Source organism: Pseudomonas sp. TE9122, from assembly GCF_056278925.1.
The window spans coordinates 5,064,168-5,078,429 of sequence record NZ_JBWBQI010000001.1 but is presented as its reverse complement, the minus strand read 5'-3'; the positions used below and the strand labels follow the sequence as shown (position 1 = coordinate 5,078,429).

At 62.4% G+C, this 14,262-nt stretch carries 11 protein-coding genes; 7 read left to right on the top strand and 4 right to left on the bottom strand.

The window, feature by feature from the left end; translation table 11 throughout:
• The first annotated feature begins 200 nt into the window (after positions 1 to 200).
• The 5 genes from ACZ9BE_RS22945 to ACZ9BE_RS22925 all read left to right on the top strand — a co-directional run bounded on the left by ACZ9BE_RS22945 (position 201) and on the right by ACZ9BE_RS22925 (position 5,870).
• Positions 201 to 1,277 carry a putative 2-aminoethylphosphonate ABC transporter ATP-binding protein gene (locus ACZ9BE_RS22945; protein WP_110599954.1) on the top strand — a complete coding sequence of 359 codons (1,077 nt, stop codon included), beginning with the start codon at positions 201 to 203 and terminating at the stop codon, positions 1,275 to 1,277.
• Entirely contained in the window at positions 1,277 to 3,001 is a 1,725-nt protein-coding gene (locus ACZ9BE_RS22940; protein WP_476249976.1) for a putative 2-aminoethylphosphonate ABC transporter permease subunit, read from the top strand. Before ACZ9BE_RS22945 ends, ACZ9BE_RS22940 begins: the two co-directional genes overlap by 1 nt.
• 37 nt (positions 3,002 to 3,038) lie before the next feature.
• Positions 3,039 to 4,064 (top strand): putative 2-aminoethylphosphonate ABC transporter substrate-binding protein, encoded by a 1,026-nt coding sequence (locus ACZ9BE_RS22935; protein WP_042606530.1) that lies wholly within the window; start codon positions 3,039 to 3,041, stop codon positions 4,062 to 4,064.
• Positions 4,065 to 4,182: 118 nt separating this feature from the next.
• Complete coding sequence (locus tag ACZ9BE_RS22930; RefSeq protein WP_476249975.1) at positions 4,183 to 5,316, top strand: TIGR03364 family FAD-dependent oxidoreductase; 1,134 nt, start codon at positions 4,183 to 4,185, stop codon at positions 5,314 to 5,316.
• A complete protein-coding gene (locus ACZ9BE_RS22925) occupies positions 5,313 to 5,870 on the top strand; it encodes a phosphonate degradation HD-domain oxygenase (protein WP_150742968.1) in 558 nt (185 codons plus the stop codon). The genes ACZ9BE_RS22930 and ACZ9BE_RS22925 overlap by 4 nt, the downstream gene beginning before the upstream one ends.
• 163 nt (positions 5,871 to 6,033) lie before the next feature.
• Here the strand turns inward: ACZ9BE_RS22925 and ACZ9BE_RS22920 are convergent, their stop codons facing one another.
• Positions 6,034 to 7,419: a GTPase/DUF3482 domain-containing protein gene (locus ACZ9BE_RS22920; protein WP_095181316.1), complete on the bottom strand. Its 1,386-nt coding sequence runs from the start codon at positions 7,417 to 7,419 to the stop codon at positions 6,034 to 6,036.
• A complete protein-coding gene (locus tag ACZ9BE_RS22915) occupies positions 7,412 to 8,785 on the bottom strand; it encodes a DUF2868 domain-containing protein (RefSeq protein ID WP_476249974.1) in 1,374 nt (457 codons plus the stop codon). Before ACZ9BE_RS22915 ends, ACZ9BE_RS22920 begins: the two co-directional genes overlap by 8 nt.
• A gap of 85 nt (positions 8,786 to 8,870) precedes the next feature.
• On the opposite strand from ACZ9BE_RS22915, the gene ACZ9BE_RS22910 reads away from it, so the two are divergent.
• Complete coding sequence (locus ACZ9BE_RS22910) at positions 8,871 to 9,383, top strand: dihydrofolate reductase (RefSeq protein ID WP_476249973.1); 513 nt, start codon at positions 8,871 to 8,873, stop codon at positions 9,381 to 9,383.
• Positions 9,384 to 9,476: 93 nt separating this feature from the next.
• Here ACZ9BE_RS22910 and ACZ9BE_RS22905 read toward each other — a convergent pair whose 3' ends face one another.
• The gene (locus ACZ9BE_RS22905; RefSeq protein WP_150636952.1) at positions 9,477 to 10,868 is read right to left on the bottom strand and encodes an L-cystine transporter; all 1,392 of its coding nucleotides are present in this window, start codon (positions 10,866 to 10,868) and stop codon (positions 9,477 to 9,479) included.
• A gap of 239 nt (positions 10,869 to 11,107) precedes the next feature.
• Between ACZ9BE_RS22905 and ACZ9BE_RS22900 the strand changes: the two genes are divergently transcribed.
• Positions 11,108 to 12,163, top strand: a complete 1,056-nt coding sequence (locus tag ACZ9BE_RS22900) for an HAD family hydrolase (RefSeq protein WP_236167728.1) — start codon at positions 11,108 to 11,110, stop codon at positions 12,161 to 12,163.
• Between the two features lie 200 nt (positions 12,164 to 12,363).
• Here the strand turns inward: ACZ9BE_RS22900 and ilvD are convergent, their stop codons facing one another.
• Entirely contained in the window at positions 12,364 to 14,205 is a 1,842-nt protein-coding gene (ilvD, locus tag ACZ9BE_RS22895; protein ID WP_024014684.1) for a dihydroxy-acid dehydratase, read from the bottom strand.
• Positions 14,206 to 14,262: the final 57 nt, after the last annotated feature.

Here is a 14,262-nt window from a genome sequence, read left to right as displayed (position 1 = left end):
AGGCTCGCTCCCACATTGGATTTGGGTTGTGAACACGATCCCCTGTGGGAGCGAGCCTGCTCGCGAAGGCGTCAGCCCAGGCAAAACACAATCTGAACCAAAATCCCCGAATACCACTATCAGCCGTTTTTGCCTCGCTGCCACATGACGGACGCATTACAACTCTAGGATTGGCCTCATCCGTTTGCTGAGGTCCGTCCATGAATCCTGCCATCGCAACTGCCCTGACCAACCCCGGCGCGCCGATGAAAGTGCGCGGCGTGCACAAGCGTTTCGGTGCGTTCACTGCGCTGGATAACGTCTCCCTTGATGTCGCCGCCGGCGAACTGGTGTGTCTGCTCGGCCCGTCGGGCTGTGGCAAGACCACGTTGTTGCGCTGCATCGCCGGGCTGGAGCAGCAGGACAGCGGCGAGCTGTATCTGGGCGATCGCGATGTCTCGCATCTTGCCCCGCAAGCGCGGGATTACGGGATTCTGTTCCAGTCCTACGCGTTGTTTCCCAATCTGACGGTCGAGGCGAACATTGCCTACGGCCTCGCCGGCAGCGGTCGCGATGAAGTGCGCCGGCGTGTCGGTCAGATGCTGGAACTGGTCGGCCTCAGCGGCAGTGAGAAAAAGTATCCAGGCCAATTGTCCGGCGGTCAGCAACAGCGAGTAGCGCTCGCTCGCGCATTGGCGCCGGCGCCGTCGCTGCTGTTGCTCGACGAACCGATGTCGGCCCTCGACGCGCGGGTGCGCGAGCATCTGTGCACCGAGCTGCGTCAGCTGCAACGCAATCTCGGCATCACCACGCTGATGGTCACGCACAATCAGGACGAAGCGATGCTGATGGCCGATCGCATCGCGGTCATGAATAACGGCCGCGTCGAGCAGTACGCCACCCCGCAGGAAATCTACAACCGCCCGGCCACGCCGTTCGTGGCCGAGTTTGTCGGCCAGGGCAACTGGCTGCCGTTTCAGCGCAGCAGCGACAGTCACGCCAAGGTTGGCGGGATGAATCTGCGCTTGGCCGAGGGCAGCGTGCACGGCGCTTCGGGTCGACTGTTCTGCCGCCCGGAGGCGATCAACGTCAACCCGCTGGTGCACGAAGAGAACCTGTTCCCGGCCAAGGTTCGCGAAATCACTTTCCTTGGCAACCGCTGCCGGATGAGCTTCGAACTCGATCAACTGCCGGGCCATGCGCTGCTCGCCGAGCTCGCGCCAGAAGCCATGCCGCGCCTCGGCGCCCAGCAGATCATGGTCGCCTTGCCGCCGCGCAGTTTGCAGGTGTTCGCCTGATGAACAGCAACCTCGCGCTGCCGCTACCGCACAAGCAGGTGCGACAGTCCTCGAAAGCCGAGATCGGCGATCGCCTGTTCGTGGTCGGCGGCAAAGTCGTTCTGCTGGTGTTGCTCGGCCTCGCGGTGCTGCTGCCGTTGTTGGCGATCTTCTGGCGCGGCTTCAGCAATGACGCCGGGCAGGGCGGTGGCTGGCTCGCGGCGAAAGAGTTGGTGACCAGTGCCAATTTCCATTGGTTGCTCGGCAACAGCCTGAAAGTGTCCCTCAGCGTTGCGGCCATTGTCGTACCGCTGGCCTACCTGTTTGCCTACGCGCTGCAACGCACGCTGATTCCGGGCAAAGGCATCTGGCGCGGGATTTCCCTGCTGCCGCTGATGGCGCCGTCGATGCTGCCGGGCATTGCGCTGGTCTATCTGTTCGGCAACCAGGGCATGCTGCGTGGGCTGCTCTCGGACAATATCTATGGGTTCTGGGGCATTGTGCTGGGCGAGGTGATCTACACCTTCCCCCATGCGCTGATGATTTTGCTCTCGGCATTGTCGCTGGCCGATGCGCGGCTGTTCGATGCCGCATCGAGCATGGGCGCCAGTCCGGCCAAGGCGTTTCGCAGCATTACCTGGCCGGCGACCCGCCAGGCGGTGTTCGCCGCGTTCTGTCTGGTGTTCACCCTGACCATTACCGATTTTGGTGTGCCGGTGGTGGTCGGTGGCGACTATCAAGTGCTGGCGCTGGAGGCCTACAAAGCCGTGGTCGGTCAGCAGCAATTCGGTCGCGGCGCGTTGATCGGCATGGTGCTGTTGCTGCCGGCGCTGTTCAGTTTCGGTGTCGATGCCTGGTTGCGTCGCCGCCATGGTGACTCGATGAGCGGGCGCGCGCAGGTGTTCAAACCGCTACCGTGCAAGCTGCGCGACGGCTGCTATCTGGCCATTGTTTTGCTGATCAGCGCGGCGTTGATTCTGGTGTTCGGCATGGCGGTGTTTTCGTCGCTGGTGAAGTTCTGGCCGTACAACCTGTCGCTGTCGCTCAACCACTATCAGTTCAACGAGACCGCCGGCGGTGGCTGGCTCGCCTACGGCAACAGTCTGAAGATGGCGCTGGGCACGGCGCTGATTGGCAGCGTGCTGATTTTCACTGGCGCCTATCTGATGGAGAAAACCCGCACTCAGCGCGGGCTGAACCTGGCTTTGCGCATGCTCAGCTTCGTGCCGATGGCGGTGCCGGGGCTGGTGCTGGGCCTGGGTTACGTCTTCTTCTTCAACCTCAGCGGCAATCCGCTGCACGTGCTGTACGGGACGATGACGCTGCTGATCGTCTGCACCATTGCGCACTACCTGACCACCGCACAAATGACCGCGACCACCGCGCTGCGCCAGCTCGATGGTGAGTTCGAGGCTGCGGCGCTGTCGCTGAAGGCGCCGCTGTACCGGCATTACCTGCGCGTGACTGTGCCGATCTGCTTGCCGGCGCTGCTGGACATCGTGCGCTACCTGTTCGTCTCGGCAATGACCACGGTTTCCGCCGCGATCTTCCTTTACAGCCCCGACACCATCCTCGCGGCGGTGGCGGTGCTGAACATGGACGACGCCGGCAACGTTGGCGGCGCGGCGGCGATGTCGACCCTGATTCTGTTCACCTCGGCCGGCGTGTCCTTGCTGCTGGCGTGGGCTTCGCGCGGCTTGCTGCGCCGTTCCCAGGCCTGGCGGCAAACCGCGCCCGGTCACTGATTGCAACTCCGTTCAACTCATCTACAGGAAAACGCTCATGTTCAAGCCTATGGCCCTGGCCGCTGCTGTGCTCGCGACTTTCAGCCTGAATGCCTTCGCGGCAAAAACCGAGTTGACGGTGTACACCGCCCTCGAAGCCGAACAACTGAAGTCCTACAAGGAGGCCTTTGAAAAGGCCAACCCGGACGTCGAGATAAAATGGGTGCGCGATTCCACCGGAATCATCACCGCCAAACTGCTCGCCGAAAAGGCTCGTCCGCAGGCTGACGCGGTGTGGGGCCTGGCCGCGTCGAGCCTGGCGATTCTCGATCAGCAAGGCATGCTGCAAAGCTATGCACCGAAGGATCTGGGCAAGATCGGCGCGAATTACCGCGACGCCGCCAACCCGCCAGCCTGGGTAGGCATGGATGTGTGGGCCGCGACCATTTGCTTCAACACCGTCGAAGCCGAGAAGCAGGGGCTGAGCAAACCGGTCAGTTGGCAGGACCTGACCAAGCCTGAGTACAAGGGCAAGATCGTCATGCCCAATCCGGCGTCGTCCGGCACCGGTTTCCTCGACGTCAGCGCCTGGCTGCAAACCTTCGGCGAGAAGCAAGGCTGGGCGTATATGGACGGCTTGCACCAGAACATCGGCCAGTACGTTCACTCCGGTTCCAAGCCATGCAAACTGGCGGCGGCGGGGGAGTTTCCGATCGGGATTTCCTTTGAATATCCAGCGGTACAGTTGAAACGCCAGGGTGCGCCACTGGACATCATCCTGCCGAAGGAAGGCCTGGGCTGGGAGATCGAAGCGACAGCGGTGATCAAAGGCACACCGCATGAAGAAGCGGCGAAGAAACTCGCTGATTTCTCCGCCAGCGCCGAGGCGATGGATCTGTACAAAGAGAACTTCGCCGTGCTCGCGCAGCCGGGGATTGCCAAGCCGCAGACCGAATTGCCAGCCGATTATGAGCAGCGCCTGATCAAGAACGACTTTGCCTGGGCCTCAAAGAATCGCGACGAGATCCTGGCTGAATGGCGCAAGCGGTATGACGGCAAGTCCGAGAAAGTTGTCGCCAAGTAAGATCTTTATCGACTGACAAGGCCCCTTCGCGAGCAGGCTCGCTCCCACAGTTGCAATGCTGTCCCCTGTGGGAGCGAGCCTGCTCGCGAAAGCGGTTTCTCATTCAGAGCACCTCTACATGACACAACCCAAAGACCTGCTCATCATCGGCGCTGGCATCCTCGGTCTGTCCCACGCCTATGCCGCCGCCAAACGCGGCCTGAAAGTCGCGGTATTCGAACGCACCGCCACGCCCCTCGGCGCTTCGGTGCGCAATTTCGGCCAGGCACTGGTCACCGGTCAGCCGCCCGGCACCATGCTCGACCTGGCCAGGGCCAGCCGCGAAATCTGGGGCGACTGGGCGCAACTTGCCGGCCTGCAGATCAAGCGCAACGGCTCATACCTGTTCGCCCGCAGTGAGGCGGAAGAACACCTGCTCGAAGCCTTCTGCACCGGCCGCGCGATCGAGCATGGCTACAACGTCGATTTGCTGCGCGGCGCGGCGTTGCGTGATCTCTATGGCGGCCAGTTCAGCCATCACCGCGCCGCGCTGCACGGTATCGATGATCAGCAGTTGTACTCGCGCGAAGCGATTCCGGCGCTGATCGATTATTTGCGCCGAGATCTGGGCGTCGAGTTTCACTTTTCCACGCTGGTGCGCGACGTCGAGCCGGGGCGTCTGCACAGCACCGCCGGCAGTTTTACCGGCAAGCAGATCATCGTCTGCTCCGGCCACGATTATCAGACCCTGCTGGCCGAGCCGATTGCCGCGCTCAATCCGCAGATCTGTCGTTTGCAAATGCTCCGCGCCAGACCGCAGGCCGGTCTCAATCTGCAACACGCCGTGCTCACCGGCCTGAGCTGCGTGCACTACGGCGCTTTCGCCGATCTGCCGGAAGCCGCAGCGGTGCAGGCGCAGATCCTCCGTGAACAACCGCACCTGCACGCTAACGGCATTCACTTGCTGATCAGTCCGACGCCGTATGGCGAGTTGATCATCGGCGATTCGCATCATTACGGCAGCGATGCGTCGCCGTTCAACGCCGAGCAGGTCGACAACTGGATGCTCGAACTCGCCGAGCAGACGCTGGGCTGTCAGGTGCAAGTGGTCGAACGCTGGCAGGGCGTCTATGGTGCTCGTGGGCCGGGCCCGTTTTCATTCCTGCGTCCGGCACCGGGCCTGAGCGTGGCGCTGATGCACACCGGCGTCGGCATGAGCGTCGGCCCGGCGCTGGCCGAACGCAATATCGCGCAATTACTGGAGGAGGCATGAATCACGAACAGGTGATCGCCCGGGTGTTCGGCCTGTATGAACGCTTCGGCGCCAGCGATTACATCGGCGAACCGGTGTCGCAGCTCGAGCACATGTCCCAGGCCGCAGAACTGGCTATGGCCGAAGGTTGTGACGATGAAGTGGTGCTGGCGGCGTTCTTTCATGACATCGGCCATTTGTGTGCCGAGGGCGCGGAAAACATGGGCGGTTATGGCGTGGTCAGCCATGAGCGGCTCGGGGCCGATTATCTGCGTGAGGCAGGTTTCAGCGAACGGCTGGCGCGACTGGTGGAATATCACGTCCAGGCCAAGCGCTATCTGACGTTACGCGAGCCGGGCTATTACGCGCGGTTGAGTGAGGCGAGTCGCAGGACGCTGGAATATCAGGGCGGGGTAATGAGCGCGGCTGAGGCGGATGCGTTCGAGGCTGATCCGTTGTGTGCGCTGAGTCTGCGCATGCGGTGTTGGGATGAGTTGGCGAAGGAGGTTGCGGTGCCGCTGGTGGATCTGAGTGTGTTAAAGCGCAAGGCTGAGAAATTGTTGTCGGCTGAGTGATTGCAGCCCTCACCCCAGCCCTCTCCCGGAGGGAGAGGGGAGCTGATCTCCATGCTTTTCAAACCTGAGTTCGACTGGATATCTCAGGTCGGTGTATGACCCAAGAGCAACACAGTCGGCCCCCTCTCCCTCCGGGAGAGGGCTGGGGTGAGGGGGTAGCGATCTAAAGCTCAAGCACCCGATCAACCAACGCCTCAACCTGCTCCTGCCTTTCCGCCTGATTCAACTTCGCCTGCGGATTGAGCGACGACCACTGCGGATGCGCGCGCGCCTTGTTCAGCGCTTCCGGCAACTTGCCTTCGCGCCAGGTCTTGTCCAGAGGCGTGGCCACCTGAATGCTGTCCATCGCCGCATGCCCGCGCTGATCCAGGGCCAGCAGCAACTGGCGCTGGCGCAACGCCAACAGGCGCAGCACGGCGTCATCCACTGTCAATTCCCGCTGGCCTTTGATCTTGCCGAGCAGGCGACTGCCATAACTGCGCGCGGTTTGCAGTGCGCCACCGGCAATCGCGCCGGCCAGTGCCGCCGCGCCAAGGGTAATCCCGCCGACCAGCAAATCCACCCCAGCCCCGGCCGCTGCACCGGCAGCAATGCCGCCGCCGACGCGCACGCCGAGTTGCTTCAGGGTTTCCGGGTTGAACAGATCATCGCCCCAGCGCCCGTCGAGCAACGGCAAGTCACTGGCCGCCGCGTCCTGCGGGCGAAACGCGTAGAGCTTGAGCAGCGCCTCAACGCACTTCTGCTCACGCTGACGTACGGCTTTGCGCAGTTCGCTGATCGCCTGCTGTTCCTGCTCGGCTTCGCTGACCACACTGCGTCGGCACGCAGCGCAGTCGATCAGCAATTCGGCAATCAAGCGCGCGGCGCTTTGCTGACGGGCGAGGCGCTGCGCCTGCTGGTCGGCGATCAACCGCTCCAGTTGCGGCCGGGCGTTTTCCAATAGCAGGGCGAGGCTCTCGTACAAGCGCCGCTCGCCATCCTCGGGCGGCGCGACGCTGTCGAAACGTACCAACGCATGCAGCCCCAACCGCGCCAGCGCTTCACGCCAATCGGGTTCGCGATGGTTGGCGCTGCTGACGAAATTCAGCACCGGCAGCAGCGGTTTGCCGCAACTGGCGAGCACTTCCAGCTCGTCGCGGTACTTGGCCAGCACCGGTTCGCGGGCGTCGATCACATACAGACCGGCATCGGAGGCCAGCAGTTGTCGCAGTACCTTGGCTTCCTGTTCGAAACGCTGGCGCGCCTCGCTGCCGTCGAGAAACCGCGCCAGTCGTGCCGGGCCGTCGAGGCGTTCGCCGGGGCGTTCCAGACGCTCGAGAAAATCCAGCAGGGCGATCGCATCTTCCAGCCCCGGCGTGTCGTACAGATCGAGCAACGGCTCGCCATCCACCGACAACCGCGCGCCTTCGACATGCCGGGTGGTGCTCGGCCGGTGCGAGACTTCGCCGAAGCCGACGTCACGGGTCAGCGTGCGCAGCAGCGAGGTCTTGCCGACGTTGGTGTGGCCAACCACTGCCAGTTTCAGCGGGGCCTTGCGTGCATCAGTCATGTCCGCTCTCCAGCCAGTTCATCGGCGCGCAATCGGCGAATGGCAGTTCCAGCTGTTGCAGCGCCGCGTGCCAGTCACCCAGACGTTGCCCGTCCAGCGCTTCGCCGGGTGGCGCTTGCAGCAGCCAGATGCGAGTGGCGCCGGCGTTGCGCGCGAGTTCGGCGATCAGCGCGAGGCTGCCGCGATCCGGCGAACGTCGCGGATCACAGGCGATGGCCAGCCGCGCTGGCGGGAAGCGACTGAGTTGCTCGAGCAGTTTGTGCCGCGATTCGCGACTGTCGAGGATGCCCGCGTTGCTGACGTTTTTCGGCAGCGCGGGTGGCCACGGACGCTGTTCGTCCAACTCGATCGCCACCAGCAGCGCGCCTTCGCTGGCGCGTTCGCCGATGTTGCTTTCGACGCGATGCAGTTGCGCCGGCTCCGGGTCGTTGACACCAAGGCGCTCGCTGGTCGGCATCAACCGTTCGCGCAGTTGCGCGTAGCCGGGCAGGTTCAGATCCAGGCGCAGCGCGGCTTTGCCGCGGTTCCAGCGCCACAGGCAGAACAGCGCGAGCAGCAGGCGCGGCAGCACGCCGTAGACCACCAGCACACCGACCAGCCAGGTTGCCCAGGCTTGTCGTGCGCTTTCAATATCCAGTGCGCCGTCGCCGCTGGCGCGGATCATTTCCTCGGTCGGCACATTGAAGCCGAGCAGCGACGGCAGATAGCCAAGGGCCTGGGTGACATGGATAAAGGTGTCGGCGCCGAGGATCGTGGTTTCCCAGACAAAGCCATAGCGCCGCGTGGCCATCAGCGTCAGCAGCAGAATCAACGCGCTGAGCATCGCCAGCAGCCACAGGCCATTGACCAACACGCCGAGCGCCCAGCGGTTGAGTTTCTTGCGTTGCAGCAGCAACAGCAGGGCCGGCGCCAGTTGCGCGGCTTTGGCATCGCGGGCGAATTTTTCGCTGAGCCACAGCCACAAGCGCCCGAGGGTGGCGCCGTGTTCGCCAGCGAAAATCAAGCCCAGCGCCCAGCTCAGCAGCAAAATCATATTGATCCCGAGCAGACTGCCCAGCGCCCAGAACACATTTACCGGCGTCTGGCCAAGTGCGGCGAATGCCAGACCGGCGCCGCTGAGCACGGCGAAAATCATCAACAGCAGCAGCGCCAGACGCGCGCCTTGCAGCCAGTGCTTGAGCGCGGCGGTGAGCCCGTCGCGCTCGGCCAGCCATAGCGCCCGGCGCGCAATGCGGCTCGGCAGATCGCCGCCAGCGGCGCGGGCCAGACGATTGGCTTCCAGATCATCCAGCGGCCCCGCGTGTTCTTCGCGCAGGCGGATGGTTTCGGTGAGCCAGAGGTTTTGCAGTGGAGTCAGTTCAGTCACGCGGCGTCCCGTCGCTAAATCGAGCGCTGAGCATAACCGCTGTGGCGCTTATCGGGGTAAGCGCGGCTCTGGTATCCTCGCCGGCATGACTAAATCACTGCCCCTCAGCCTGATCGCAGCCCTCGGTGAAAACCGCGTGATCGGCGTCGACAACAGCATGCCCTGGCACCTGCCGGGGGACTTCAAATACTTCAAGGCGACCACGCTCGGCAAGCCGATCATCATGGGCCGAAAGACCTGGGACTCGCTCGGCCGGCCGTTGCCGGGGCGCTTGAACATCGTGGTCAGCCGTCAGCCTGATCTGCAGCTCGAAGGCGCCGAGGTCTATCCGTCGCTGGAAGCCGCAGTGGCCCGCGCCGAGGAATGGGCGAAAGCCCAGGGCGTTGATGAACTGATGCTGATTGGTGGCGCGCAGTTGTATGGGCAAGGGCTGGCGCAGGCCGATCGTCTGTACCTGACCCGCGTAGCGCTGAGCCCGGAAGGGGATGCGTGGTTTCCGGAGTTTGATCTGAGCGAATGGAAGCTGGTGTCGGATGTACCGAATCCGGCAGAGGGCGATAAACCTGCATATAGCTTTGAGGTTTGGGAGAAAGCCTAACAGCTTCGCGAGCAGGCTCGCTCCCACAGGGGAACGCATTTCAGTGTGGGAGCGAGCCTGCTCGCGAAGAGGCCCGCTCAGTCGCTGAGAAGCTTAAGCCTGGGCCAACTCTGCGTGTTCATCGGCATCCAGCAACGCTTTATCAGTCTGCTGCATGACCTGACTGGTAATCGCCCCTGCGGTAATCGAGCCACTCACGTTCAACGCCGTGCGACCCATATCGATCAGCGGCTCGACCGAAATCAGCAACGCCACCAGTGACACCGGCAAGCCCATCGCCGGCAGCACGATCAGTGCGGCGAACGTTGCGCCGCCGCCAACTCCGGCCACGCCGGCCGAACTCAACGTGACAATCGCCACCAGCGTCGCGATCCACAGTGGATCGAGCGGGTTGATGCCGACAGTTGGCGCGACCATCACCGCCAACATCGCCGGGTACAGGCCTGCGCAACCGTTCTGGCCGATGGTCGCACCGAACGAGGCAGCGAAACTGGCGACTGACGACGGAATGCCCAGACGACGGGTCTGCGCTTCGATGCTCAGCGGAATGGTTGCCGCGCTGGAGCGGCTGGTGAAGGCGAAGGTCAGCACCGGCCAAATCTTGCGGAAGAAGCGCAGCGGGTTGATCCCGGCGGCCGACACCAGCACGCCGTGCACGACGAACATCAGGCCCAGGCCGATATACGAGACCACGACGAAACTGCCCAGCTTGATGATGTCCTGCAGGTTGGAACCGGCGACCACTTTGGTCATCAGCGCCAGCACACCGTACGGGGTCAGCTTCATCACCAGACGCACCAGACGCATCACCCAGGCTTGCAGGGTGTCGATGGCGTTGATCACTTTCTGACCTTTCTCGACGTCGTCCTTGAGCAGTTGCAGCGCGGCAACCCCGAGGAACGCGGCGAAGATCACCACACTGATGATCGAGGTCGGCTTGGCCCGGGCCAGGTCGGCAAACGGGTTCTGCGGAATGAACGACAGCAGCAGTTGCGGCACATTGAGGTCGGCGACCTTGCCGGCGTAGTCGTTCTGAATGGTTTGCAGGCGCGCCATTTCCTGAGTGCCGGCGATCAGACCTTCAGCGCTGAGGCCGAACAGGTTGGTCAGGCCGATGCCGATCAGCGCTGCGATGGCGGTGGTAAACAGCAGCGTGCCGATGGTCAGGAAACTGATCTTGCCCAGCGACGAGGCATTGTGCAGGCGGGCCACGGCGCTGAGGATCGAGGCGAACACCAGCGGGATCACGATCATCTGCAGCAACTGTACGTAACCGTTGCCGACCAGATCGAACCAGCCGATCGAGGCTTTCAGCACCGGGTTGCCGGCACCGTAAATCGTGTGCAGCGCGACGCCGAACGCCACGCCGAGGACCAGTGCGAGCAGGACTTTTTTCGCCAGGCTCCAGGTGGTGTGGCGGGTCTGCGCCAGACCGAAGAGCAGGGCGAGGAACACCAGCAGGTTGAGAATCAGCGGTAGATTCATGAGAACTCCAGTAAAGACTGTGCCAACAGCCATCCGGGGCTGCTGCGAACCGGCAAGCCTAACAGCTTGATTTGCAATGATTTAATACCAAAATGGCTGGGTAACCGTCGTTTTTGGAATAAGCGCGTGTCGCTGTCGGCAATGCAACTGACGCGCAGGGGACGTCAGCGGTCGCTGACAGGCGAGGGTTGTCACACTGATTTGTTAGCGTCGAACTCTTTGCATCGGGGAGTAGCGCTATGAGAATTGCACGCACGTTGTTGGCTGTAGCACTGGCGGCTGGCCTCGCCGGCCATGCATTCGCCACGGACCTCAAGCACTGGCCGGCGGATCAGGCCAAGGCGCTGGACGCGATGATCGCTGCCAACGCCAACAAGGGTAATTACGCGGTGTTCGACATGGACAACACCAGTTACCGCTACGACCTCGAAGAATCCTTGCTGCCGTTCATGGAAAACAAGGGCCTTATTACCCGCGACAAGCTCGACCCCTCGCTGAAACTGATGCCGTTCAAGGACACCGCCGAGCACAAGGAAAGCCTGTTCAGTTATTACTACCGGCTCTGCGAAGTCGACGACATGGTCTGCTACCCGTGGGTGGCGCAGGTGTTCTCTGGCTTCACCCTCAAGGAACTCAAGGGCTACGTTGACGAGTTGATGGCTTCGGGCAAACCGGTGCCCGCGACGTATTACGAAGGCGATGTGGTGAAGAAGCTCGATGTCAATCCGCCGAAGATCTTCACTGGCCAGCAGGAGCTGTACAACAAGCTGATGGAGAACGGTATCGAGGTCTACGTGATGACCGCCGCTTCAGAGGAACTGGTACGCATGGTCGCGGCGGATCCCAAGTACGGCTACAACGTCAAACCGCAGAACGTCATTGGCGTTTCACTGCTGCTCAAGGATCAGAAGACCGGCGAGCTGACCACTGCGCGCAAACAGATCACTGCCGGCAAATATGACGAGAAGGCCAACCTCGGCCTGGAGCTGACGCCGTACCTGTGGACCCCGGCAACGTGGATGGCCGGCAAGCACGCAGCGATCCTGACCTATATCGATGAATGGAAAAAACCGGTGCTGGTCGGCGGCGATACCCCGACGAGCGACGGTTACATGCTGTTCCATGATGTCGACGTGGCCAAGGGCGGCATTCACTTGTGGATCAACCGCAAGGACAAGTACATGACGCAAATCAACGGCATGATGGCCAGGCACGCGGCGGCGCAGGCCAAGGAAGGCTTGCCGGTGACGGCGGACAAGAACTGGGTGATCGTCAAACCGGAAGACATCCAGTAAGCCACGATCGCATGTAGGAGCTGCCGAAGGCTGCGATCTTTTGATCTTGTTTTGGATCGTTCCCACGCTCTGCGTGGGAATGCAGCCCGTGACGCTCTGCGTCACTGGACGCGGAGCGTCCCTTGAGACATTCCCACGCAGAGCGTGGGAACGATCAGCCCCGCACATGGCGGGGCATTTTTGCATCGGCGATTTGACGGTTACAGCCCGTCGAGCATCGCTTTGTTGCGCACCGCGCCCTTGTCGGCACTGGTCGCCAGCAGGGCGTAGGCCTTGAGCGCGGTGGTCACTTTGCGTGGACGCACCTCGACCGGTTTCCAGCCTTTCTTGTCCTGCTCGGCGCGGCGTGCCGCCAGTTCTTCGTCGCTGACCAACAGGTTGATCGAGCGGTTCGGAATGTCGATCAGCACCTTGTCGCCATCCTGCACCAGACCAATCGCGCCGCCGGCCGCAGCCTCTGGCGAAGCGTGACCGATTGACAGGCCGGAAGTACCGCCGGAGAAACGCCCGTCGGTGAGCAGCGCACAGGCTTTGCCCAGACCTTTGGATTTCAGGTAGGACGTCGGGTAGAGCATTTCCTGCATGCCCGGGCCGCCTTTCGGGCCTTCGTAGCGAATGATGACGATGTCGCCTTCCTTCACTTCGTCAGCGAGGATGCCGCGCACGGCGCTGTCCTGACTTTCGAAAATTTTCGCGTTGCCTTCGAAGACGTGGATCGACTCATCGACCCCGGCGGTTTTCACCACGCAACCGTCCTGCGCGATGTTGCCGTACAGCACGGCGAGGCCGCCTTCTTTCGAATAGGCGTGCTCGAAGCTGCGGATGCAGCCGTTTTCACGGTCGTCGTCGAGGGTTTCCCAGCGGGTCGACTGGCTGAACGCGGTCTGGGTCGGAATGCCCGCAGGACCTGCCTTGAAGAAGTGATGCACGGCTTCGTCGCTGGTCTGGGTAATGTCCCACTTGGCGATGGCTTCTTCCATGCTGCGGCTGTGCACGGTCGGCAGGTCGGTGTGCAGCAGGCCGCCACGGGCCAGCGAACCGAGGATGCTGAAAATGCCGCCGGCGCGGTGCACGTCTTCCATGTGGTACTTCTGGATGTTCGGCGCGACTTTGCACAGCTGCGGCACGCTGCGCGAGAGACGGTCGATGTCGCGCAGGTCGAAATCGATCTCGGCTTCCTGGGCAGCTGCGAGCAAGTGCAGGATGGTGTTGGTCGAACCGCCCATGGCGATGTCGAGCATCATCGCGTTCTCGAACGCCTTGAAGTTGGCGATGTTGCGCGGCAGCACGGAGTCATCGTTCTCGCCGTAGTAACGCTTGCACAGCTCGACGATGGTGCGACCGGCCTGCAGGAACAGCTGCTCGCGGTCGCTGTGAGTGGCCAGAGTGGAGCCGTTGCCCGGCAAGGCCAGACCCAGTGCTTCAGTCAGGCAGTTCATCGAGTTGGCGGTGAACATGCCGGAGCACGAACCGCAGGTCGGGCAGGCGCTACGCTCGTACTCGGCGACTTTCTCGTCAGAAGCGCTGGAGTCGGCGGCGATCACCATGGCGTCGACGAGGTCGAGGCCGTGGGAGGCGAGTTTGGTCTTGCCCGCTTCCATCGGACCGCCGGAAACGAAGATCACCGGAATGTTCAGGCGCAACGCGGCCATCAGCATGCCCGGGGTGATCTTGTCGCAGTTGGAAATGCACACGATAGCGTCGGCGCAGTGGGCATTGACCATGTACTCGACGGAGTCGGCGATGATCTCGCGACTCGGCAGCGAATACAGCATGCCGTCGTGGCCCATGGCGATGCCGTCATCGACGGCGATGGTGTTGAATTCCTTGGCCACGCCACCGGCGCGTTCGATTTCGCGGGCGACCAGTTGACCCAGGTCCTTCAGGTGCACATGCCCCGGGACGAACTGGGTGAACGAGTTGGCGATGGCAATGATCGGCTTCTTGAAGTCGTCATCTTTCATGCCGGTGGCGCGCCACAGTGCGCGGGCGCCGGCCATGTTGCGGCCGTGGGTGGATGTTTTCGAGCGGTAATCTGGCATGGAGCACTCCGGGCGGCTAATCACGTACTAAAGGGGAGTGAGCTTCTGTTGACCTCT

Coding starts and splice junctions, on each gene's coding strand:
- ACZ9BE_RS22945 (WP_110599954.1), top strand. CDS start 201: ATGAATCCTGCCATCGCAACTGCCCTGACCAACCCCGGCGCGCCGATG.
- ACZ9BE_RS22940 (WP_476249976.1), top strand. CDS start 1,277: ATGAACAGCAACCTCGCGCTGCCGCTACCGCACAAGCAGGTGCGACAG.
- ACZ9BE_RS22935 (WP_042606530.1), top strand. CDS start 3,039: ATGTTCAAGCCTATGGCCCTGGCCGCTGCTGTGCTCGCGACTTTCAGC.
- ACZ9BE_RS22930 (WP_476249975.1), top strand. CDS start 4,183: ATGACACAACCCAAAGACCTGCTCATCATCGGCGCTGGCATCCTCGGT.
- ACZ9BE_RS22925 (WP_150742968.1), top strand. CDS start 5,313: ATGAATCACGAACAGGTGATCGCCCGGGTGTTCGGCCTGTATGAACGC.
- ACZ9BE_RS22920 (WP_095181316.1), bottom strand. CDS start 7,419: ATGACTGATGCACGCAAGGCCCCGCTGAAACTGGCAGTGGTTGGCCAC.
- ACZ9BE_RS22910 (WP_476249973.1), top strand. CDS start 8,871: ATGACTAAATCACTGCCCCTCAGCCTGATCGCAGCCCTCGGTGAAAAC.
- ACZ9BE_RS22905 (WP_150636952.1), bottom strand. CDS start 10,868: ATGAATCTACCGCTGATTCTCAACCTGCTGGTGTTCCTCGCCCTGCTC.
- ACZ9BE_RS22900 (WP_236167728.1), top strand. CDS start 11,108: ATGAGAATTGCACGCACGTTGTTGGCTGTAGCACTGGCGGCTGGCCTC.
- ilvD (WP_024014684.1), bottom strand. CDS start 14,205: ATGCCAGATTACCGCTCGAAAACATCCACCCACGGCCGCAACATGGCC.